The organism is Streptomyces graminofaciens, from assembly GCF_030294945.1.
Taxonomy (GTDB): domain Bacteria; phylum Actinomycetota; class Actinomycetes; order Streptomycetales; family Streptomycetaceae; genus Streptomyces; species Streptomyces graminofaciens.
The window spans coordinates 7,106,033-7,127,972 of record NZ_AP018448.1 but is presented as its reverse complement, the minus strand read 5'-3'; the positions used below and the strand labels follow the sequence as shown (position 1 = coordinate 7,127,972).

Sequence of the window (21,940 nt, the reverse complement as noted above, 5' to 3'; positions counted from 1 at the left end):
TGTGCCTCGCATGTCAGGAACAGCGTCCCCCAGCTACCGCGACCGCAACTCCACCGCCGACCGGGCGCTCGACATCCTGACCATGTTCGACGACACCCACCTCGTCGTCTCCGGCACCGCCGTGGCGGAACGGCTCGGCGTCGCCCGCTCCACCGCGTACCGCTATCTGCAGAGCCTGGTCGCCGGGCGCTTCCTGGAGGAGGCGCCCGGCGGCGGCTTCCGGCTCGGCCTGCGCGTACTGGAGATCGCCCGGCTGGCCCGCCGCAGCTACGGCCTCTCCGAGGTCGCGCTGCCGTCGATGGAGGCCCTGGCCGAAGAAGCGCACGAGACCGTGCTGCTGACCCGGCGCGCCGGGGACCTGGTGGTGTGCGTGGACCGCGCGGAGAGCACCCGCGCGGTACGCATCTCCTACGAGCGTGGCAGCACGCTGCCGATCAACGCCGGCGCCTCCGCCCTCGTCCTGCTGGCCTGGAGCCCGGACGACGAGGCCCGCAGGCTGCTGGAGGCCGCCGAGCTGCGCCGCTTCACCCCGGCCACCCTCACCGACGTCGACGCCCTGATGGAACGCCTCGGCCGGATCCGCCGCATCGGCTACTCCGTCACCCGCGGCGAACTCGACCCCGACGTCGTGGGCATCGCCGCGCCGATCCGGGACGCGAACAAGCAGGTCGTCGCGGCGGTGAGCGTGGCCGCCCTCGCCTCCCGGGTCTACCCGGAGGCGGAGACGGAGATCGCCCAGAAGGTCCTGGCCACCGCCCAGCAGATCAGCGACCGGATGGCCGTCGTCGCCGGGTGACCCCACCGCGCCGTGGCCCGCCCCGGTGCGCGGGGCTCGCGGGGTGCCCGGCGTCAGTGCTGAGTGCGGTGCGCCGACCCGTCGCGGCCGACCGTCAGCGGTGCCGGGCGGTAGGGGGCGTACGCCGCCCCGCCCAGACCGAGCTCGGTGGCGGCCTTCTGGAGCGCGGCCGGGGTCGCGACGTCGTCCCAGTGGCCGGTTTCGACGCGGTGTTCGAGCGCGTGCAGGGCGGCCACCGTCTCGGCGGTGGTGAACGTGCAGTGGCCCTGCCGCTCGACGTACGCCTGCCGCAGCAGCGCGCCGTCGCCCGAGGCCCGCACACGGGCGGCGAAACGGCTCTCCTGCTCCACCGGAACCAGGTTGTCGGCGGTGGTGTGGATGTTGAGCAACGGCACGTCGAGTCCCTGGCCCGCGGAGGACGTCCGCTGCGCGGTGCGGACGGCGGCCGGGTCGGCGGTGATCGTGGCGCCCGCGGTCAGCGTGCGCAGGTCGGCGCGCAGGTCGAGGCCGGCCGCCTTGTAGAGGGCGCGGACCTGGGGCGCGTGTGCGGAATCGGCGAGCAGGCGGGCGTAGTCGACGCCCCGGTTCCAGGAGGCGTTGCCGCCGACGGACTGCTCTATGGCGTACCGGCCGCCCTCGACGAACGAGAGGATGCCCTGCGCGAACCACGCGTACTGCTGCTCCTGCTGGCCCGCCCAGTCGGTCGCGGCGGGCCGGTCCTTCCCGGGCGCCCAGGCGGGCAGGTTGAGGTAGGCGGCGGCCAGCGCGATCCGGGCGCGGCCCTGCGGGGTGCCCTGGGCGGCGGTGACCGCCTTGGTGAGCAGGTCGGCGGTGGCGGAGGCCTCGGCGGAGGTGCCGAACCGTACGAGTTTCACGTCCTGTCCGGGCAGCAGCAGACGGGCGATGGTGTACTCGGCGTCCAGCTGGTAGTTGTTCAGGTCCGTGCCGCCCGCGACCAGGCCGCACTGACCGAGCGCGCCGTCGATGCGCCCGCCGCCGTCCCGGGCCAGCTGCGCGTTGACGAGTCCGCCCATCGAATTGCCGATGGCCAGCGTGCGCGACGGCTTGCCGATCTTCGCGGTGACGGCGTCGACGGTGGCGAACTGGTCTCGTTCGGCGCTGTTCAGTGCCCACATCGAGCCGTTGGGGTCGTACGACGACCCGGCCATCGCGTAGCCCTCGGCGAGCAGCGCGGTGCGTACGGCGTCGGTGGGAGCGTTCCTGGCGACCAGGGGGCCGAAGCCGTGGCTGAACAGCAGCAGGGTGCCGTTCCAGTCCTCGGGGACGTCGGCGACCCAGGTGGCGCCGTCGGCGAGGGTGCCGGTGAGGTGGCCGCTGACCGGCGAGTCCACCTGGGCGGCCGTGGAGGGGAGGGTGGTGAGCGCGGCGGATGCCAGCGTGGCCAGGGCGACGAGGGCGACACGCAGACGAGTACGGGGAGTGCGGGGGGTGCGGGGGGTGCGGGGACGGGTGCTGGCAGGCATGGTGACGGCTCCTTGCGGGGGATGCGGGGGATGCGGGGGCCGGAGCGGATGCTCAGTGCACTGAACGAGTGGCGTCCAGGAATGTAAGGCTTATTTCTTGCGACGGCCAATAGAGTGCACAACTTCACGCCAACCGCGCGGAGCGCGATACGTGCGCCGACGCACCGCCGTGGGTCGCCCGGCGCGGTAACCGCTTTAAGCGGTTACCAAGCCGACCGCATGGGCGTCCCCCGCCGCCCTCGTCACCCGGTGTCGCTACCGATCCGCAGGCCGTCGAACGGCTGAATGATCCGTAGGGGACGGGGACACCACCGCGGGCCGGCGCGGGGACTCCATCGCGCGCTGCGGATGTGATGCCGTCAGGACGGGCAGTTGTCGTTGAGGTGCACCGGTGGCGGGCGTTTGGACCGGCGGCACCACGGCCACGGCCAGGGGGCGTGAGGGCTCGTGGACGCCCGGCTCGCTCAGGCTGTCGTCGATGGACACCACGATCCCGGTGGTCTTCCCCGCCGGCCGCGTCGCATCCGTCATGTCGGCCACCGCCGAGATCCTCTCGTACAGCGTCCTGCCCCGGGCGGCGCGCGCCGGGTCGTCGGACCGAGCGGCGGTACGGAGCGCGTCGAGGACCCGGACCAGGTTGTGGCCCGAGATGAGCACGTCCTGCATCCCATCGGCTCCCTTGGTGATGCGGCCCTCCGGCAGGTTCGGATCGACGGTGAGCATGCACAGCCGCTTGTTGTCGGGACCGATCCGGTTCCATGTGTCATGCGTGCTCTGGGACCAGGACGGTTCCCACACCCCGAAGGCGGCGCGCGCCATGAACGTCCATGTGTCCTCGTGGCAGCGCAACGCGATGTAGGAGACGCCGGCCAGCCGCCGCATCGACTCTCCGTGCCGCCTGGCGGAGACGTCCTTCGCGGCACGAGCGGCGAGGTCGATGGCTCGGTCCTCCTCGCGCCACCGCTCCTCCTGCTCCCAACGACGGCGCGCCAACTCCCGCTTGTGCCGCTGGTTCTCGACGTACTGCTCGATGAACTTCCTCAGCACGACGGGCTCACTCCCCGCACAGCGCGGGCTCTACGGCAGGGCCGGACGCCACCGCTCGGGCGATCGACTCGCCGCCCGCGCCATCACTTGTCGTCGGCTCCGCCGACGCGAGGTTCCACCGGGACACGGCCTGCCGAAGGTGTTCAAAGATCCAAGACGAACTCACGCTGTCTGAAACGCGCCGATCACCTCCAGGACACGGCGCTGCTGCGACCGGGCTTCGCGCCGCCCCCGGTCACGGGCGGTACGCCGCGCGGTTGTGGTAGGTGACCTTGCCGGAAGGCAGCTTGGTCGGGGCGAAGAGTTCGTCGACGGTCACGAAGTGGAAGCCGCGGGCCTTGAGGGCCTTGATGATCCCCGGTACCGCGTCGACCGTCGTCTTGTGGATGTCGTGCATGAGGACGATGTCCCCGGGCCTGGTCTCCGCGTTGACGTACCTGATGAGCCGGGCGGTGTCGCGGTACTTCCAGTCGAGGGTGTCGACGCTCCAGTGCACCAGCGGTCGCCCGGCGGCATTGCGAACAGCCGCGTTGTGGGCGCCGTACGGGGCGCGGAGGGTGCTGGGCTTCTTGCCGGTCGCCGCCTTGATCGCCGTGTCCGTGCGGGAGAGCTGCGACTTGATCTTCGCGGTGGTGAGCTTGGTCAGGTCGGCGTGGTCCCAGCTGTGGTTGCCTATCTGGTGGCCGGCGAGCGCCGCGTCGCGCACCGTCGACGGGTACTTCTGGACGTTCTTGCCGACCAGGTAGAAGGTCCCTCTGACGTTCCGGTCGTTCAGGATGCCCAGCAGCCGCTTCGTGTCGACGACCGGCCCGTCGTCGAAGGTGAGCGCGACGCACTTCACCTTGCGGCAGTCGACGGCCAGAGGTGTGGCGGCGGAGGCGGATGTGGCGGTGCCGACGAGCGTGGAGCCGCAAAGGGCGGCGGTGGCGACGGAGATGACGAGGCGTCGGTGCATCGGGTCCTCCAGAGACAGTGAACTTCCCTTGCGAGCACTGGACTTCTCTGTAGGACGCACCCGAAGTGGGATTGGATGCACGTTTGTTCTACGACTCTTCGTACAATTTCGCGAGAGCCGCACGGAATTGACTGTCCGTCACCTGCGTCACGCCTTGGCGGCGCCCCTAGCTTCACGGCACGGGAAGAGGGACGCAGGACTCGCTTCAGGCCCCCGGTCCCGAGGAGGGCTCAGCGCTTGAGCGTGACGCGGACCGAGACGTCGATCACCTCGCGGGCCAGGTGATCCGATCCGGCCTCCGATACAGGAGCGATGCCCGATACATCGCGAATATGCGTATAGGTCGGTCCAGGCCGGATACCCGTGCCGGATGGTACGGATACTGAAGCGACACGGACAGCACGACAGCGATCATGCCGTGGCCGATCAAGAGGTTGATCGAGAGGTTGATCGAGAGGTTGATCAAACGGCTGATCGCGAGGCAGAGAGCAGGCAAGCCCCGGAGGCCGGGCCGGACGACGAGGTGGAGCGGCGGGCGCCGGAGCGTCCGACGGATCTGCCCAAGCCCGCCTGGGGGGCGGTGCTGAAAGGCACCTTGAAGGAGTTCAAGAGAGACGAGCTGGTCGACCGGGCCGCGGCACTGACCTACTACGGAATTCTGGCGCTGTTCCCGGCACTGCTCGCGCTCGTGTCCGTACTGGGGATCGTCGGGCAGTCGGCGACACAGCAGGTGCTGGACAACATCCAGAAGCTCGCCCCGGGTCCCGCGCAGGATGTCCTGCGGAACGCGGTGCAGCAGATGCAGGGAAATGCCGGTCTGGGTTCGGTCATGGCGATCGTGGGTCTGGTGCTGGCGGTGTGGTCGGCGTCGGGGTACGTCGCCGCGTTCATCCGCAGCGCGAACGCGGTCTACGACGTTCCCGAGGGCCGTCCGGTGTGGAAGGTGCTGCCGGTGCGGGTCGGTGTGACCGTGGTGCTGATGGTGATGGCCGTGATCAGCGCGCTGATCGTGGTGTTCACCGGCGGTCTCGCGCGGCAGCTGGGCACGGCGCTCGGCGTCGGCGACGCGGCGCTCACGGTGTGGTCGATCGCGAAGTGGCCGGTGCTGGTGCTCCTGGTCACGCTCATGATCGCGCTGCTGTACTGGGCGACCCCGAACGCGAAGACCCGCGGCTTCCGCTGGATCACCCCCGGCAGCATCCTCGCGCTGCTCATCTGGATGGCCGCCTCCGCCGGGTTCGCGCTGTACGTGGCGAACTTCGCCTCGTACAACAAGACGTACGGGACGCTCGCCGGTGTGATCATCTTCCTGGTGTGGCTGTGGATCACCAACCTGGCGATCCTGCTCGGACTGGAGTTCGACGCGGAGCTGGCCCGGCAGCGTGCCGTCGCCGGTGGACATCCGGCCGGGGAGGAGCCGTACGTCCGGCCGCGCGACACCCAGAAGTGGGACGAGGAGGACCGTCGCCGACTCGGGTCCTGACATGAGGCCCACGGGACATGAGGCCCACGGGCTTGATGGGGGCATGACGGGCGGCGGCCGTGTCGGCCGCCGCCCTCCCCTGAGCTGTCAGGGGCCCTACGACGTCGCCTAGGGCTTCGGCACCTTGTACGCCATCGCCCGCGGATAGTCGTGCCGGTGCAGACGGACCCGGACCAGCAGGGGGCCGGAGTTGACCGGGTCGGTGGGGTCGGTGAGGCGGGCCAGCAGTTCGTCCAGTTCGGCGGTGTTCGCGATGTCGATCCCGTGCGCCGGGGTCTCCTCGTCGGCGAAGACGGCGGCGAGGCGGTCGTAGTGCCAGGGGTGCAGGACGTTGTAGAAGTCCGCGCCGTCCGGGTCGGCGGCACCGGCTGTGCCCCGCTCGGCGTAGTAGGACGGGTTCACCAGCATCTGCTCGATGCCGTAGAAGTGCCCGTTGTCCATGACGAACACCACCGAGCGCAGCCCGAGCCTGGTGTGGGTGGAGATCTCCTGGCAGGTCTCCTGGAAGGAGCCGTCGCCGACGAACACCATCGGGCGCGTGCGGCCGCGCTCGGGGGCGAGTGCGGCGCCGGTGGCCGCGCCGACCGACCAGCCGATGGACAGCCAGCTGACCTGCGAGAGGAAGCCACCCGCGGGCAGGGACAGGTTCATCGAGCCGATGAGGGAGAACGCGGCGTCGGAGACGACCGTCCAGTCCTGCCGGGTCTCCAGGCCCAGGAAGTGGTTGATCCGGTCGAACAGGCCGTCGTAGGTGAGCTGTTCGGTGTGGCGGGACGGCGAGCTGACGGCGCGGAGCGAGGCGCGGTGACGCTCCAGGCCGGCGGGGCGGTCGTGGGGCGCGCCGTGGTGGGCGTGGGCCTCGGCGTAGTAGTCGGCGGCCAGGCCCGACGAGCCGAAGCGCTTGACCAGCGCGTCCTGGAGGGCGGGCAGCAGCCGGGCGAGCTGGACGTCGGGGAAGTACGTGGTGCCGACGCTGACCCCGCCCTGGGCGGCCATCACCCAGTCGGTGCCGACGTACTGTTCCCCGCCGAGGTTCTTCGACGTGGACCAGGCGCCGAGGCCGATCCGGCAGGTGGCCCAGTCCTTGAAGACCCAGTGCACGTCCGGGTGGCTGGCGTGGCCGTTGTACACGCCGTGGAACTGCGGCAGGTCCTCGTCCACGACGGCCTTGGCGCCGACGGTGGTGCAGAACGGCACCCCGGTGGCCTCCGTCAGGTCGGTGAGCTCCCCGCCGAGGCCGAACCGGTCGATCTCCTCGCCGGCCCACACGATCGGGCGGGGCCTGCCGTCCGGGCCGGGGTGCGCCTCGATCAGGCCGATGATCGCCTCCACGGCGTTGTCCAGCATGGTCTGGTTGCGCGTGCTGAACGGCCGTTCGCGGCGGGTGAGGGGGGCCTCCGGCGCGGGACAGGGCTCGTCCCACAGGTCCTCCATGACCTCCAGGTAGACCGGCCTGCGCTCGGAGAGGCACGCGGTGAGCGCGGCGTCGATCTGGGCGGGGGCGAGACCCGGGTTGGAGATGGCCTGCGCGTCCACGGTGACCTGCCGGTAGACAGCCAGGTTGCTCTCGGCGCGGGGGCTCATGTGGGAGGTGAGCAGGCCGACGGCACGGTAGTTCTGCCACTGCTCGTAGGGCGGGGCGGCGTTGACGGCGATCAGCGGGATCTGCTCGACGTAGGCGCCGCCGCAGGCGTTGAGGAGGTTGAACGCGCCGACGCCGTAGGTGACCGCGGCCGCGCCGACGCCGTGGACGCGGGCGTAGGCGTCGGCGGCCTGGCCCGCGCCGCCCTCGGTGGGGGTGCCGACCCACTCGATGTCGCCCTCGGCGCGCAGGGTGGTCAGGAAGGGGCCGAGGTGGTTGCCGGGGACGCCGAACAGATGGGTGATGCCCAGCTCGGCCAGGCGCAGGGCGAGGTAGCGGGCGACTGTGCACTCGGGGATGATCGCGCTCATGACTGGTCCTCCTCGCGGTTCGGGCCCGGGGTGGTGACCGGCGGGGCCTGGTGGACGGCGATGGCGGCGCGGACGGCGCTCTCCAGGGAGCCCTCGATCCAGGCGTGCTTGAGGGAGGTGTGCTCACCGGCGAAGTGCACGGGGCCTTCGGGCCGGGAGACGTCCAGGTGGAAGCTGGTCATCTGGTGCGCGGTGTAGATGGCGGCCTCACCGAAGGCGTACGGGTCGCGGGCCCAGCTCTTGGTGGCGCCCCGGCCGGTGAAGAACACCTCGATCCGGCGGCCGTGCAGGGCCTGAAGGTTGCGCAGGGCGTAGACGTACCGCTCGGTGCTGCGCATGGAGTCCCAGCGGGCGGCGTCGTCGGACCAGGAGTACGAGGCGAGGACCACGCCGCCGGTGCTGCCCTCGGCCCGGTGCGAGGGGTAGTACATGAACCGGTTGGGGTTGTCGGTGGCCGAGCCCCCGCCGAAGCAGTGGGTGGCGGGGCGCAGGGCGGGGCCGCGCAGCGGCATGGTGCTGTCGATCAGCCGCATCTCCTCGGTGACGCCGCTGCCCTTGACCGCGGCACCGAGCAGACCGGCGCCCGCCGCGGTGAACGCGAGGGCGGGATCGGAGTCCGTGTCGGCGCCCAGCCGGTAGTGCTCGTAGAGCCCTGGCGCGATGTTCTCCAGCTCGTCGCGCCAGTCGTCCTCGGTGAACTCCCACCACCGGTGGCTGAACTCCAGCAGCACCTTGGTGGCCGAGTCGTAGTGGGTCTCGATGATGGCGCGGCGCTTCTTGTACGACATCGAGGGGACGATCTCCACGAAGCGCAGGGCGGAGAAGGGGATGGTGACGATCGCCAGGTCCGCCGTCCACAGGCGCGGCTCGGCCTGTGGATCGTTCTCGGCGACGGTCTGCACGGCCACGCCCCAGCCGTCGGGCCCGACGGCGCCGGTGCCCTCGGGGTCGGTGTCGCGGCTGGGATCGTGGTATTCGAGGCGGATCATGCGGTGGCCGAGCCGCACCTCGTCGAGCAGGCCCTGGTGGAGGGCGTGCGGCAGGCGCCAGCTGCCGCCGGGGATCTCCCAGTAGCGGACGGCGGGGTTGATGTCGCTGCGGCTCAGGAAGCTGTGGAAGAAGGAGAGGTGCAGCCGTGACGACATGTTCTCCAGCGTTCCGACGGCCTCGATCGCCTCGTCGCTGAGCCCGGCGTGGTCGCGCAGGAAGCCGCCCATCGAATAGCCGTCGAAGTCGCGGATCACCCGGGCCCAGCCCTCGACCCACTCGTCGAACGGCTTGTTCACGCGCCGCCCGTCGACGAGGTCGGAGTAGTAGTCGCGGACGGACTCCAGCGCGTCGTCGACCATCTTCACGACGGGGGCGCGGACCTCGTCGCCGGTGAGGTGGAAGCCCTCGTTGATCCGTTCGGGCCCGGCGGTGTAGTCGGCGCGCCGCACCTGGACGCGGTTGGTGCGGATCCAGGAGTTGCCGCGCTTGTCGGGTTCACGGAAGTCGGGGCTGTCGTCGCCGTAGGTCCAGGTCTGCCCGGTGAAGGATGTGTACGTCACCGGGGGCGCGGGGACCTCGGGGCCGCTGCCGGTGGAGGGGTCCACGTCCACGTTGTAGAACTGGCGGCGGCCGAGCCCGAGTTTGTCGACGAGGGCGAGGACGAGCGGGTGGAAGTCGGGCAGCCGCATGGCGCCGGCCTCGGCGTACTGGGCGGGGTCCTCGAAGGGCTGGCTGAGCTTGGTGGTGTGGAAGGTCTTGACGCGCCCCCCGACGCGGCTGGTGTTGGCCTCGATGATGGTGACGTCGTGACCGGCGTCCTTGAGCAGTCGGCCGGCGACGAGGCCGGTGACACCGGCGCCGACGATGAGGATCTTCTTGCGCGGGTGGTGCGTGGAGCCCAGGCGGCCCGTGTCTATCAGGGTGTGCAGATAGCCGAGTTTGAGGTCCTTGTCGTCCGGCCCGACGAGGAGGAGTTCGCGGGCGAGCCTGAGGCATGTCTGCCAGCGCGCACGGGTGGCGGAGTTTTCCCGTGAAATGTCGGTCATAGCTTGCGATCGTAGATATGGAGAAACGATTTCCTGGCTTTATCAACAGATAAAGTCCTAAAAGGGCTGATCGCATTTCTTGACGTAATTTCGACTTGCTCGGATTTCCCGTACGAAAACCAGAGTTCCGCCAGGGACGGAAATGGTGATCCGGGACCGGCCGCTGCCCGCGCCACCCACGCCGCTGTTAGGGGCCGGGCCCACCGGGTACTCGGCAGCGCGTCACCGGAACCGCCGACACCGCTCCACCACCAGGAGGGACGATGCCCGATTTCGGATACTTCCTGTCGTGCGAGGAGCACAGCCCGGCCGAGCTCGTCGATCAGGCCCGGATGGCCGAGCAGGCCGGCTTCGACTCCCTGTGGATCTCCGACCACTACCACCCGTGGAACGACCGCCAGGGCGAGAGTCCGTTCGTGTGGACGGTGATCGGGGCGCTGTCACAGGCCGTCTCGCTGCCCGTCGAAACGGCGGTGACCTGCCCCCTCGTACGTACGCATCCCGCCGTGATCGCCCAGGCGGCCGCCACCAGCGCCGCCCAGCTGGGCGGCCGTTTCCGGCTGGGGGTCGGCACCGGCGAGGCGCTCAACGAGCACATCCTGGGCACCGGCTGGCCCGAGGCCTCGGTGCGCCTGGACATGCTGGAGGAGGCGCTCCAGATCATCCGGCGGCTGCTCACCGGCGAACAGACGAGCCACCACGGCAGGCACTACACGGTGGAGAACGCCCGCCTGTACACCCTGCCCGACGAGCCGGTCCCCATCGACGTCTCCGCCTTCGGCCCGCAGGCCGCCGAGTTCGCGGCCCGCGTCGGCGACGGTCTGATCACGACGATGCCCGACACCGCCCTGGTCGAACGCTTCCGCCGCGGTGGCGGCGGCGCCAAGCCGGTGTACGGCGGACCGAAGGTGTGCTGGGGCCCGGACCGGCAGCAGGCGCTTCGCACCGCGCACCGTCTGTGGGCCAATGAGCAGCTCCCCGGGGAACTCCCGCAGATCCTGCCCACGCCCCGCCACTTCGAACAGGCCTCCGAGCTGGTCACCGAGGACCAGGTCGCGGCCTCCGTACCGTGCGGCGACGACCCCGACACCCATGTCGAGGCCCTGACCGCGTTCGTCGACGCGGGATTCGACACCGTGTACGTCAACCAGATCGGCAAGGACCAGCGGGGCTTCTTCGACTTCTACCGCACGAAGATCCTGCCGCGCCTGCGCGCCTGACGGGAAGGCGGTTCCCTCTGATGCTCGCAAGGGGCTGGTGGCGGCGCCGCGGCAGCCGCCACGCGCTCGCCGCGCCGCCCCTGAACCCGCTCCACACGCCCTACCGGAAAGGTCTTCGAACATGTCGATGAAGGTCTCCGACCACATTCTCGAGCGGCTGCGTGAGTGGGGAGTGGAGCATGTCTTCGCCTACCCCGGGGACGGCATCAACGGTCTGCTCGCGGCCTGGGGGCGGGCAGGTGACGACCCCCGGTTCGTCCAGTCCCGCCACGAGGAGATGTCGGCCTTCGAAGCCGTCGGCTACGCCAAGTTCTCCGGCCGGGTCGGTGTGTGTGCCGCCACGTCCGGGCCCGGCGCCATCCACCTGCTCAACGGGCTGTACGACGCCAAGCTGGACCACGTGCCCGTGGTCGCGATCGTCGGGCAGACCGACCGCAGCGCCATGGGCGGCTCCTACCAGCAGGAGGTCGACCTGCTGAGCCTGTACAAGGACGTCGCCTCCGACTTCTGCGAGATGGTCACCGTCCCCGAGCAGCTGCCCAACGTGCTGGACCGGGCGATGCGCACCGCCATGGCCCGCCGCTCCGTCACCGCCGTGATCGTCCCCGCCGACGTACAGGAACTGGACTACTCGCCACCCGCGCACGCCTTCAAGATGGTCCCCTCCAGCCTCGGCATGTCGCGGTACGCGCCGGTGCCGGGCGACGAGGACCTCGCCCGGGCCGCCGACGTGCTCAACGCGGGCGAGAAGGTCGCGATCCTCGTCGGGCAGGGCGCCCGCGGGGCCCGTCAGGAGGTCATGGCGGTCGCCGACCGGCTCGGCGCGGGCGTGGCCAAGGCGCTGCTCGGCAAGGACGCCCTCGACGACGACCTGCCGTACGTCACCGGCTCCATCGGGCTGCTGGGCACCCGGCCGTCGTACGAGCTGATGCGGGACTGCGACACCCTGCTCGTCATCGGCTCGTCCTTCCCCTACACCCAGTTCCTGCCGGAGTTCGAGCAGGCCCGGGCCGTGCAGATCGACATCGACCCGCACATGGTCGGCCTGCGCTACCCGTTCGAGGTCAATCTGGTCGGCGACGCCCGCGAGACGCTGACCCGGCTGCTGCCCCTGCTCGACGCGGCGGAGCACCGCAGCTGGCGCGAGCAGATCGAGCTGAACACCGCCCGCTGGTGGGAGGTCATGCAGCGGCGCGCCGCGGTCGACGCGGACCCGGTCAACCCCGAGTACGTCGTCCACGCGCTGAACGACCTGTTGCCGGACGACGTGATCCTGACCGCCGACTCCGGCTCGGCCGCCAACTGGTACGCCCGGCACCTGCGGCTGCGCGGCGCCATGCGCGGCTCGCTGTCCGGCACGCTCGCCACCATGGGGCCCGGGGTGCCGTACGCGATCGGCGCCAAGTTCGCGCACGGCGACCGGCCGGCCGTCGCCCTCGTCGGCGACGGGGCGATGCAGATGAACGGCATGGCGGAGCTGATCACCGTCGCCAAGTACTACCGGGAGTGGGACGATCCGCGGCTCGTCGTGGCGGTGCTGAACAACCAGGACCTCAACCAGGTCACCTGGGAGATGCGCGCCATGCAGGGTTCCCCGCAGTTCCTGCCCTCCCAGTCGATCCCCGACGTCGCCTACGCCGACTTCGCCCGTCTGGTGGGCCTGGAGGGCATCCGGGTGGAGAAGCCGACCGACGTCGTGGGCGCCTGGGAGACCGCGCTGGCCACCGACCGGCCCTGCGTACTGGACTTCGTGACCGACCCCGCCGTACCGCCGATCCCGCCGCACGCGACGCTCGACCAGATCGAGGCCGCCGCGAGCTCGATCCTCAAGGGCGACAGCGACCGCGCGGGCATGGTCCGCCAGGGCTTCAAGGCCAAGGTGCAGGAGTTCCTGCCCGGCCACCGCCACCGCGCGGACCGGCCCGGCACGCAGGCGGAGACGTGAGCGGCCTCGGCCTCACCTGGTCAGAGCTCGGCCTCACCTGGTCGGCGCTCGGCCTCACCTGGTCGGCGCTCGGCCTCACCTGGTCAGCGAGGGACGAGCCGCACCCGTCGAGTTCACCGTGGTCGTCCTCGGGTACCCGGGAGGCCGAGCGGCGGTGGACGAACCGCCCACTGGACTGGAGGGATGGATCCCCATGACTCAGCATGTCAGCGACGTCATGACGGCTTCCCCGGTGACCGTGGAACCGCAGACCCCGGTGACGACCGTGGCCCGGATGATGCGGGACGAGAACATCGGTGCGGTTCTGGTCGCCGAGGGCGAGCGGTTGCGCGGGCTGGTGAGCGACCGCGACCTGGTGGTGCGGGCGATGGCCGAGGGCGGCGACCCGAGCCGGATGACCGTGGCCGAGGCGTGCAGCGAGGATCTCGTCACGGTGAAGCCCGGCGACGACCTGACCCGCGCCGTGAAGGTGATGCGCGAGCATTCGGTCCGCCGTGTCCCGGTCGTCGACGACTCGCAGCACGCGGTGGGCATCGTCTCCATCGGCGACCTGGCCATCGAACGCGACCCCGGGTCGGCTCTCGGCGACATCAGCTCGACGAGGCCCAACCAGTAAGGACCCGCGACGGGCCGCCCCGTCAGGTCGGTCGGACCGCCAGGTCAGTCGGTCTCGCGGCGGAGGGCGGCGAACCGGCTGACGACCTCCGCGTCCCGGTGGTCGAAGAAAAGGGAGCTGCCGGTGTCCAGGGTGGCGACGGCCGCCATCTGCTCGTCGGTGAGCTCGAAGTCGAAGACGTCGATGTTCTCCGCCATCCGCTCGGCGTGGACCGACTTGGGGATCGCGACGACGTCCCGCTGGACGAGCCAGCGCAGTACCACCTGCGCCACGGACTTGCCGTGCCGCTCCGCGATCCCGCTCAGGAGCGGGTGGGTGAACAGGCCGCCCCGGCCCTCGGCGAAGCCGCCCCAGGACTGGATCTGCACCCCGTGTTCGCGCATGAGCTCCTGGTAGGCGGCGCGCTGGAAGAACGGGTGGGTCTCGATCTGGTTGACCGCGGGGGTGATCTCGTTGAAGGAGGCCAGGTCGACGAGGCGGTCGGGGTAGAAGTTCGCGACGCCGATCGCCCTGACGGCGCCTTCGCGGTGCAGTTGTTCCATGGCTCGCCAGGAGCCGTAGACGTCGTTGAAGGGCTGGTGGATCAGATACAGGTCGAGGTGGTCGAGACCTAGCCTGCCCAGCGAGGCGGCGAAGGCGCGCTTGGTCCTCTCCTCGCCGGCGTCCTCCAGCCAGACCTTCGTGGTGACGAACAGTTCCTCGCGCGGGATGCCGCTGGCGGCGACGGCCCGGCCGACGGCCTCCTCGTTGCCGTACGCGGCGGCCGTGTCGAGCAGCCGGTAGCCGGCGGCGAGCGCGTCGAGGACGGCCTGCTCGGTCTGCTCCGGCGGGATCTGGTAGACGCCGAATCCGAGGATCGGCATCTCGACGCCGTTGTTGAGGGTGACGTTCCGCATGGGGACTTCCTTCCGTACATACGTACGTACGTACGTGGCGGGCGGGGCCGGCGGGCTGCGTTCAGTACACCGCCGACGCCGCCGACGCGCTCTTTCGAAGACTGCGCCGTCCGGGTTCGGTCCTTGAGGTGAGAACGCCGGATCAGCTCCTATGTGGTCGCCGCGGGAGGAGAAGTTCACCGAGCGGCGGACGATCGGCCGACCGGTGAACTCCGTTGCGCCGACGGGCAGTTCTCCGGCAGCGGGTCCCGACACCCCTCGCGGGAAGCACGGTCCGCGGGCGCCGGGCACCGGCCGCGCGTCCGCCCCGGGCGTCCGATCCGGCGGAGCTGCCCGCCGACTCGGCGAACCCGGCGGGTCAGAAGGGCCCTATGCGGGTGAAGCCTGGGCCCCGGTCCGCGCCGTGGGGCATGGATGAAGCTTCCGGCCGTACCCGGCCGAGTCAGCGGACACGACGCGCTGGAGGCCAGCGATGAACCACAGATCCCACCGAGCCGATCACACCGACGGCAACCCCGGCAACCGCGGCCGGACCGGCAACGCCAGCCACACCGATCCCAACAACCCCACTCACCCCACTCACCCCATTCACCCCACTGCCCCCACCGACCCCACCGCCCAGAGGCGCCACCACGTTCCCGTCCTCATCGTCGGCGGATCCCTCGTCGGCCTGTCGACCTCCCTGTTCCTGGGCCGGCTGGGCGTGCGGCACACACTGGTGGAGCGGCACTCCGGCACGTCCATCCACCCCCGCGGCCGTGGCAACAACGTCCGCACGATGGAGCTGTTCCGGGCGGCCGGGGTCGAGCCGATGATCCGTCAGGCCGCGGCCACCCTGGCCGACAACCACGGGATCCTGCAGACGCCCACCCTGGTCGGCGACGCGGGCGAGTGGCTCTTCAAGGAGATCGACGCGGGCGGCGGCCTGGCCCGGTTCAGCCCCAGCTCGTGGTGCCTGTGCAGCCAGAACGACCTGGAGCCGGTGCTGTACGAGCACGCCGAGCGGCTCGGCGGCGACCTGCGGTACGGCACCGAACTGATGTCGTTCGACAGCGACTCCTCCGGCGTCACCGCGGTCGTCAAGAGCCGGGAGACGGGCGAGCACACCACCATCGGCGCGGACTACCTCGTCGCCGCCGACGGCCCCCGCAGCCCCGTCCGCGAGCAGCTCGGCATCGGGCAGAGCGGTCCCGGCGACCTGTTCCACAACGTCAGCGTCACCTTCCGCTCCCGCGGTCTCGCCGAGGTCGTGGGCGACCGCCGCTTCATCGTCTGCTACCTGACCAGCCCGGACGCCGACGGCGCGCTGCTGCCCGTGGACAACCGGGAGAACTGGGTCTTCCACGCCCCCTGGCACCCCGAACACGGCGAAACCCTGGAGGAGTTCACAGACGAGCGGTGTGCCGAGCACATCCGCCGCGCGGTCGGCGTCGCCGACCTCGACGTACAGATCACCGGCAGGGCGCCCTGGCACGCCGCCCAGCGGGTCGCCCGGAGCTACCGGTCGGGACGTGTCTTCCTCGCCGGCGACTCGGCCCACGAGATGTCCCCCACCGGGGCCTTCGGCTCCAACACCGGTATCCAGGACGCGCACAACCTCGCCTGGAAGCTGGCCGCAGTGCTCGGCGGCTGGGCCGGGGAGGGCCTGCTGGACACGTACGACGCCGAGCGCCGCCCGGTGGCGGAGGCGACCAGCGCCCGCGCCGCCGCACGCTCGGTCGAGCACAGCCACCCCGGCTTCGCCCCGCCACCCGTCGCGGGCGGTGGCGGCGGCCCACAGCGCGGCATCCTCAACGTGGCCCTCGGCTACCGCTACCCGCAGGGCGCCGTCATCGGCGCCGACCCCGCGACCCCCGTCGTCCCGGAACGCCTCGACCTGTCCGGCGAACCCGGCAGCAGGGCGCCCCATGTGGCGGTACGGCACCGGGGTGAACCGATCTCCACCCTGGACCTGTACGAACGCTCGCTCGTCCTGCTCAGCGACGCCGCCGAACCGAGCGGCTGGCACGAGGCCGCCCTCCGCCTCGCCGAAGCGATGGCCGTCCCCCTCGCTTCGTACCGGGTGGGCACGGGGCCCGGTGCCGAGCTGATGCCCGAGGGCGACGTGGACTGGGCGGCCGCCCACGGGATGACGCGTGGAGGCGCCGTACTCGTCCGGCCCGACGGGTTCGTGGCATGGCGGTCGTCGGGGGCGGTCCCTGATGCCGAGTCGGCGCTGCGGCAGGTCCTGATCACTCTGTTGGCGGGCTGACCGCCGGCGAACGGGGCGGCCGCGGCGCGGCGCGCCGTTCACCCGAGTGATCGTCTTGAGTGGTGGCGGAAGGCGAGCTGGATGACGGTGGATCACGTCGGGGCCGGGTCACCACAGCTGACGAAACGACAGCTGCCCGGCCCGTCGACGGAAGGAACGTCAGATGCACTCTGTTCGCATCCTCCTGGCCACCGCGGCGGCTTCGGCCGCCCTCGCTCTGGGCGCGTCCGGCGCCTACGCGGCCGGGGGCGATTGGGATCACTCGGACTCCTCCTACAGCAAGGAACAGGGCAAGGAGCACGGCAAGGGCTACGAAAAGGAGCACGGCAAGGAGCACGACAAGGGCGGCCGCCCGCACGGTGGCATGCACACCGGTGGTGGTGCGCTGACCGCGGTGGACGAGGGCGGCTGGGGCTCCGCGAAGGACTCGGAGGGCTACAACAAGGACAGCGAGCACGGCAAGGAGTCCGGCGGCAAGCACGACGAGAGCTCCTGGAGCGGGAAGGACGAGAACTCGTGGAGCGGTAAGCACCACGAGGACTCCTACGGCGGCAAGCACGAGAAGCCCAGCGGCGGAATCCACACCGGCGGCGGCGCGCTCGCCTCACCCACCGTGACCGCGGGCGGGCTGGCCGTTCTCGCGATCGGCGCGGCCGGTCTGTACGCCGGGCGCCGCAAGAGGGCAGCCGGAAGCCTGGCCTGAGCCATGCCGGAGGCGATAGCCACCGTGGTCGCCACGACGCGCCGCGTGGCGGCCACGGCCGGTCCCCCCGGTGCCCCCTCAGTCGTAAGACACGTCGTAAGACACGTCGTACGGCACGTCGTCGAGCACGTCGTCGAACACGTCGTCCGACACCCCCCGCCCGCCGCTCGCACCGCGCGCCGGGCGGCCCCGCTTCCCCCGAACGGCCGGTCACCCGCGCGGTGCATACGAGTCGCGCGCCTGTGGGGGCGGGTTCAGGATCGAGGCACGCCCCCGACGCCGTACAGAGGCGGCCCACGTTCTTCACCGACGCTCCCCCGAAGGAGATGTGCGCAGGATGACCACCACGTCCCAACGTGTTTCGAAACCGCTGGCGCAGCAGATGTCGCAGCGTGTGTCCCAGTCCGTGTTCGACGGCTCCAGGCTCCGTGTCGTCCTGCTGGTGGACGTCTACGACGGTGCCCAGCAGCAGTTCCTGGAGGCGTACGAGCAGTTGTGCAACCAGGTCGCGTCCGTCCCCGGGCATGTCAGCGACCAGCTGTGCCAGTCCATCGAGAACCCCTCGCAGTGGCTCATCACCAGTGAGTGGGAGAGCGCCCCGCCCTTCCTCACCTGGGTGAACAGCGAGGAACACGTACGGATGGTGGAGCCCCTGCACAGTTGTGTCCGGGACACCCGGTCGCTGCGCTTCCACATCGTCCGTGAGACCGGCGGTCCGGCGACGGGCGCCGAGCCCGCGAAGCGCCGGCTCCAGGCGTCGCCCAGGATCGGTGACGGCGTGATCCGGCACGCGCTCACCTTCACGGTCAAGCCGGGCAGTGAGGACAAGGTCGCCAAGATCCTCGCCGACTACACCTCGCCCGAGCCGCGCGTCGACGACACCACCCGGCTGTGCCGCACCTCCCTGTTCATGCACGGCAACCGCGTGGTCCGGGCCATCGAGGTGCGGGGCGACCTGCTCGCCGCGCTGCGCCACGTCGCCCGGCAGCCCGAGGTGCGGGCCGTCGAGGAGGCCATCAACCCTTATCTGGAGCGGGACCGGGACCTCGACGACCCCGAGTCCGCCCGGCTCTTCTTCACGCGCGCGGCGCTGCCCGCCGTACACCATGTGACGGCGGGTCAGGAGAGCCCGGACGCCGCGCGGCTCGCGTTGTACTACCCGGCCCTGAAGGGGCGCGGGTTGCGGCTGGCCGAGCTGCTCGCGCGGCAGGACGAGGCGGCGGCGGACGACCCGCGGGGACCGGTGCTGCGCAGCACGATCTTCCAGCGCGACGACGTCGTCGTACGGCTGGTCGACGTACGCGGCGGGATCGACGCCGACCCCGGCCCCGTGCTCGGCCTCACGGACCGCGGCCGGGCGGCCGAGCTGACGGCCCTCCTCGACGCCGGGGCGCTCGGAGCGGACGGTTCGGTGCTGAAGGACGGCGCCCCCGCCCGCCTCCTCACGGTCGCCCGGATGGAACTCGTCACCGACCGCCGCGCACCCGACGCCTGATCCACCGGCACTTGGGCCGTGACAGCCACGCCCCTGTCGACGCAGCACATGTCCTATGCAGCTCATGTTCGGAGGAACGTCGTGATCAAACGTCACCCCGGAATCGTGGATGTCAGCGAGGTCGAGCCCAACACTCGGCGCGGTGGCGATCTGCGGGCCATGCTCACCCCCGCCACGGTCGGCTCCACCAGCGGTTTCATGGGCGTGGCCATCGTGGCGCCCGGCGACCGCATCGCCGAGCACTACCACCCTTATTCCGAGGAGTTCATCTACGTCATCTGCGGGCAGTTGGAGGTCGACCTGGACGGCGAGCCCCACGAGCTGCGGCCCGAGCAGGGGCTCCTGATCCCCGCCCATATGCGGCACCGCTTCCGCAACGTCGGCCGGGTGGAGGCCCGTATGGTCTTCCACCTCGGCCCGCTGGCCCCGAGCCCGCCGCTCGGCCACGTCGACACCGAGGACGCCGACGGCGTACCGCTCGCCGGGGGCGTGGGGCGGGCCGAGAGAGCTCAGGTCCGCTCATGACCAGGCGCGTGGCGGTCACCGGCATAGGAGTCGTCGCCCCGGGCGGCATCGGTGTCCCGGCGTTCTGGGACCTCCTGGCGGGCGGTCGCACGGCGACGCGCGGCATCACGTTCTTCGACCCGTCCGGGCTGCGTTCGCGGATCGCCGCCGAGTGCGACTTCGACCCGGCGGCCCACGGGCTGGACCCGGAGCAGATCGCCCGGTGCGACCGGTACATCCAGTTCGCGCTGGTCGCCGGGGAGGAGGCGATACGGGATTCCGGCCTCGACCTCGCCGCGGAGAACCCCTGGCGGGTCGGCGTCTCCCTCGGCACGGCGGTCGGCGGCACCACCCGGCTGGAGCACGACTACGTCCTGGTCAGCAGCCACGGGCAGCGCTGGGACGTGGACCACCGGGAGGCCGGCCCGCAGCTGCACCGGGCGTTCGCACCCAGCACCCTCGCCTCGACGGTGGCGGAACGGTTCGAGGCACGCGGGCCGGTGCAGACCGTCTCCACCGGCTGCACCTCGGGCCTCGACGCCGTCGGCTACGCCTTCCACACGATCGAGGAGGGCCGGGCCGACGTCTGCCTGGCCGGCGCCTCGGACTCGCCGATCTCCCCGATCACCATGGCCTGCTTCGACGCGATCAAGGCGACCTCCCCGAACAACGACGACCCGGCCCACGCCTCCCGTCCCTTCGACGCGGAACGCAACGGCTTCGTCATGGGCGAGGGCGGCGCCGTACTGGTCCTGGAGGAGCTGGAACACGCGCGGGCCCGCGGCGCCCATGTGTACTGCGAGCTCAGCGGCTACGCCACGTTCGGCAACGCGTACCACATGACCGGGCTGACCACCGAGGGCCTGGAGATGGCCCGGGCCATCGAGGAGGCCCTCGGCCAGGCCCGGCTCGACGCCACGGCGATCGACTACGTCAACGCCCACGGCTCGGGCACCGTGCAGAACGACCGGCACGAGACGGCGGCGGTCAAACGGGTCCTGGGCGCGCACGCCTACGACACGCCCATGAGCTCCATCAAGTCCATGGTGGGCCACTCCCTGGGCGCGATCGGCGCGATCGAGGTCGTGGCCTGTGTGCTGGCCCTGGTCCACCAGGTCGTCCCGCCCACCGCGAACTACGAGACCCCGGACCCCGAGTGCGACCTGGACTACGTGCCGCGCGTCGCCCGTGAGCGACGGCTGAACAACGTGCTCTCCGTGGGCAGCGGGTTCGGCGGCTTCCAGTCCGCGGTGGTCCTGACGCTGCCGAGGAAGGAGACACGATGAGTGAACGGCGTCCTCGGCGCGCGGCCGTCACCGGCATCGGCGTGGTCGCGCCCAACGGAACCAGCACCGAGACCTTCTGGAAGTCCACCAGGGAGGGCATCAGTGTCCTGGACCGGGTCACCCGCGAGGGCTGCGAGCACCTGCCGCTGCGGGTGGCAGGCGAGGTCCGCGACTTCGACCCGCCGTCGGCGGTCGAGGAGCGCTACCTCGTCCAGACCGACCGGTTCACGCACTTCGCGATGGCCGCCGCCGACCAGGCGCTCGACGACGCTCGCCTCGACCGGCCCGCCACCGACGCCGCGCCGTTCTCCGTGGGCGTGGTCACCGCGGCCGGTTCCGGCGGCGGCGAGTTCGGGCAGCGGGAGCTGCAGCAGCTGTGGGGCAAGGGCAGTCGCTTCGTGGGGCCGTACCAGTCCATCGCCTGGTTCTACGCCGCGAGCACCGGCCAGATCTCCATCCGCCGCGGCTTCAAGGGCCCCTGCGGTGTGGTCGCCGCCGACGAGGCCGGCGGTCTGGACGCCCTGGCGCACGCGGCGCGGGCCGTGCGGCGCGGCACCGACGTGATGGTGGCCGGCGCGACGGAGGCGCCGCTGGCTCCGTACTCGGTGGTATGCCAGCTCGGCTACGAGGAGCTGAGCACCGTCGACGACCCGGCGCGCGCCTACCGCCCCTTCACGGCCGCGGCCTGCGGATTCGTTCCCGCCGAGGGCGGCGCCATGCTGGTCGTGGAGGCCGAGGGCACGGCCCGGGAACGGGGCGCGCCCGTGCGGGCCGTCCTGGCGGGCCACGGGGCGACGTTCACCGGCGCCTCCCGCTGGGAGGAGTCCCGGGCGGGACTCGCCGAGGCGATCCGGATCGCCCTGGACGAGGCCGGCTGCGCCCCGGAGGAGATCGACGTGGTCTTCGCCGACGCCCTCGGCGTACCGGCGGCGGACCGTGCCGAGGCGCTGGCGATCACGGACGTCCTCGGCGCGCACGGCACCCGCGTCCCCGTCACGGCGCCGAAGACCGCCGTCGGCCGGGGCAACGGCGCGGCGGCCGTGCTGGACGTCGCGGCGGCGGTGCTCGCGATGGAACACGGCGTGATCCCGCCCACCCCCAACGTCTTCGACGTCTGCCACGACCTCGACCTCGTCACCACCCGCGCCCGTGCCGCCGAGCCGCGCACGGCGCTGGTCCTCAGCCGAGGACTCATGGGGTCGAACGCGGCGCTGGTGCTCCGGCTCGGCCCCGGCGACGCCTCCTGACCATCCATCACGACGCAAGGAGA

Annotated in this window: 17 protein-coding genes; 11 read left to right on the top strand and 6 right to left on the bottom strand. The window is 71.2% G+C overall.

Going from position 1 to position 21,940, the window contains the following annotated elements:
* The first annotated feature begins 10 nt into the window (after nucleotides 1-10).
* Entirely contained in the window at nucleotides 11-796 is a 786-nt protein-coding gene (locus SGFS_RS30840) for an IclR family transcriptional regulator (RefSeq protein WP_286255138.1), read from the top strand.
* A gap of 53 nt (nucleotides 797-849) precedes the next feature.
* Here the strand turns inward: SGFS_RS30840 and SGFS_RS30835 are convergent, their stop codons facing one another.
* From SGFS_RS30835 to SGFS_RS30825, 3 genes are all read right to left on the bottom strand, one after another.
* Nucleotides 850-2,280 carry an alpha/beta hydrolase gene (locus tag SGFS_RS30835; protein ID WP_286255136.1) on the bottom strand — a complete coding sequence of 477 codons (1,431 nt, stop codon included), beginning with the start codon at nucleotides 2,278-2,280 and terminating at the stop codon, nucleotides 850-852.
* A gap of 255 nt (nucleotides 2,281-2,535) precedes the next feature.
* Nucleotides 2,536-3,327, bottom strand: a complete 792-nt coding sequence (locus SGFS_RS30830) for a hypothetical protein (protein ID WP_286255134.1) — start codon at nucleotides 3,325-3,327, stop codon at nucleotides 2,536-2,538.
* Nucleotides 3,328-3,562: 235 nt separating this feature from the next.
* Nucleotides 3,563-4,282 (bottom strand): polysaccharide deacetylase family protein, encoded by a 720-nt coding sequence (locus SGFS_RS30825; RefSeq protein WP_286255133.1) that lies wholly within the window; start codon nucleotides 4,280-4,282, stop codon nucleotides 3,563-3,565.
* Nucleotides 4,283-4,652: 370 nt separating this feature from the next.
* On the opposite strand from SGFS_RS30825, the gene SGFS_RS30820 reads away from it, so the two are divergent.
* Entirely contained in the window at nucleotides 4,653-5,765 is a 1,113-nt protein-coding gene (locus tag SGFS_RS30820) for a YihY/virulence factor BrkB family protein (protein WP_286255131.1), read from the top strand.
* A 108-nt stretch (nucleotides 5,766-5,873) separates the two neighbouring features.
* Here SGFS_RS30820 and SGFS_RS30815 read toward each other — a convergent pair whose 3' ends face one another.
* Complete coding sequence (locus tag SGFS_RS30815; protein WP_286255129.1) at nucleotides 5,874-7,718, bottom strand: alpha-keto acid decarboxylase family protein; 1,845 nt, start codon at nucleotides 7,716-7,718, stop codon at nucleotides 5,874-5,876.
* Complete coding sequence (locus SGFS_RS30810; RefSeq protein ID WP_286255127.1) at nucleotides 7,715-9,754, bottom strand: flavin monoamine oxidase family protein; 2,040 nt, start codon at nucleotides 9,752-9,754, stop codon at nucleotides 7,715-7,717. Before SGFS_RS30810 ends, SGFS_RS30815 begins: the two co-directional genes overlap by 4 nt.
* A gap of 263 nt (nucleotides 9,755-10,017) precedes the next feature.
* On the opposite strand from SGFS_RS30810, the gene SGFS_RS30805 reads away from it, so the two are divergent.
* From SGFS_RS30805 to SGFS_RS30795, 3 genes are all read left to right on the top strand, one after another.
* Nucleotides 10,018-10,974: an LLM class F420-dependent oxidoreductase gene (locus SGFS_RS30805; RefSeq protein WP_286255126.1), complete on the top strand. Its 957-nt coding sequence runs from the start codon at nucleotides 10,018-10,020 to the stop codon at nucleotides 10,972-10,974.
* Between the two features lie 121 nt (nucleotides 10,975-11,095).
* The gene (locus tag SGFS_RS30800) at nucleotides 11,096-12,919 is read left to right on the top strand and encodes a thiamine pyrophosphate-requiring protein (RefSeq protein ID WP_286255125.1); all 1,824 of its coding nucleotides are present in this window, start codon (nucleotides 11,096-11,098) and stop codon (nucleotides 12,917-12,919) included.
* Nucleotides 12,920-13,112: 193 nt separating this feature from the next.
* Nucleotides 13,113-13,535, top strand: coding sequence for a CBS domain-containing protein (locus SGFS_RS30795; RefSeq protein WP_286255123.1), 423 nt, complete (start codon nucleotides 13,113-13,115; stop codon nucleotides 13,533-13,535).
* A 44-nt stretch (nucleotides 13,536-13,579) separates the two neighbouring features.
* Here SGFS_RS30795 and SGFS_RS30790 read toward each other — a convergent pair whose 3' ends face one another.
* Nucleotides 13,580-14,431 (bottom strand): aldo/keto reductase, encoded by an 852-nt coding sequence (locus SGFS_RS30790; RefSeq protein ID WP_286255121.1) that lies wholly within the window; start codon nucleotides 14,429-14,431, stop codon nucleotides 13,580-13,582.
* Between the two features lie 472 nt (nucleotides 14,432-14,903).
* Between SGFS_RS30790 and SGFS_RS30785 the strand changes: the two genes are divergently transcribed.
* The 6 genes from SGFS_RS30785 (at nucleotide 14,904) to SGFS_RS30760 (ending at nucleotide 21,917) form a co-directional block, all read left to right on the top strand.
* Nucleotides 14,904-16,682: an FAD-dependent oxidoreductase gene (locus tag SGFS_RS30785; RefSeq protein WP_286255120.1), complete on the top strand. Its 1,779-nt coding sequence runs from the start codon at nucleotides 14,904-14,906 to the stop codon at nucleotides 16,680-16,682.
* 163 nt (nucleotides 16,683-16,845) lie between these two features.
* Nucleotides 16,846-17,385 (top strand): hypothetical protein, encoded by a 540-nt coding sequence (locus SGFS_RS30780; RefSeq protein ID WP_286255116.1) that lies wholly within the window; start codon nucleotides 16,846-16,848, stop codon nucleotides 17,383-17,385.
* Nucleotides 17,386-17,722: 337 nt separating this feature from the next.
* Nucleotides 17,723-18,880, top strand: a complete 1,158-nt coding sequence (locus SGFS_RS30775) for a SchA/CurD-like domain-containing protein (RefSeq protein WP_286255115.1) — start codon at nucleotides 17,723-17,725, stop codon at nucleotides 18,878-18,880.
* Nucleotides 18,881-18,961: 81 nt separating this feature from the next.
* The gene (locus tag SGFS_RS30770; protein ID WP_286255114.1) at nucleotides 18,962-19,405 is read left to right on the top strand and encodes a cupin domain-containing protein; all 444 of its coding nucleotides are present in this window, start codon (nucleotides 18,962-18,964) and stop codon (nucleotides 19,403-19,405) included.
* Nucleotides 19,402-20,670 carry a beta-ketoacyl-[acyl-carrier-protein] synthase family protein gene (locus tag SGFS_RS30765; RefSeq protein ID WP_286255113.1) on the top strand — a complete coding sequence of 423 codons (1,269 nt, stop codon included), beginning with the start codon at nucleotides 19,402-19,404 and terminating at the stop codon, nucleotides 20,668-20,670. Before SGFS_RS30770 ends, SGFS_RS30765 begins: the two co-directional genes overlap by 4 nt.
* Nucleotides 20,667-21,917: a beta-ketoacyl synthase N-terminal-like domain-containing protein gene (locus SGFS_RS30760; protein WP_286255112.1), complete on the top strand. Its 1,251-nt coding sequence runs from the start codon at nucleotides 20,667-20,669 to the stop codon at nucleotides 21,915-21,917. Before SGFS_RS30765 ends, SGFS_RS30760 begins: the two co-directional genes overlap by 4 nt.
* Nucleotides 21,918-21,940 lie beyond the last annotated feature (23 nt).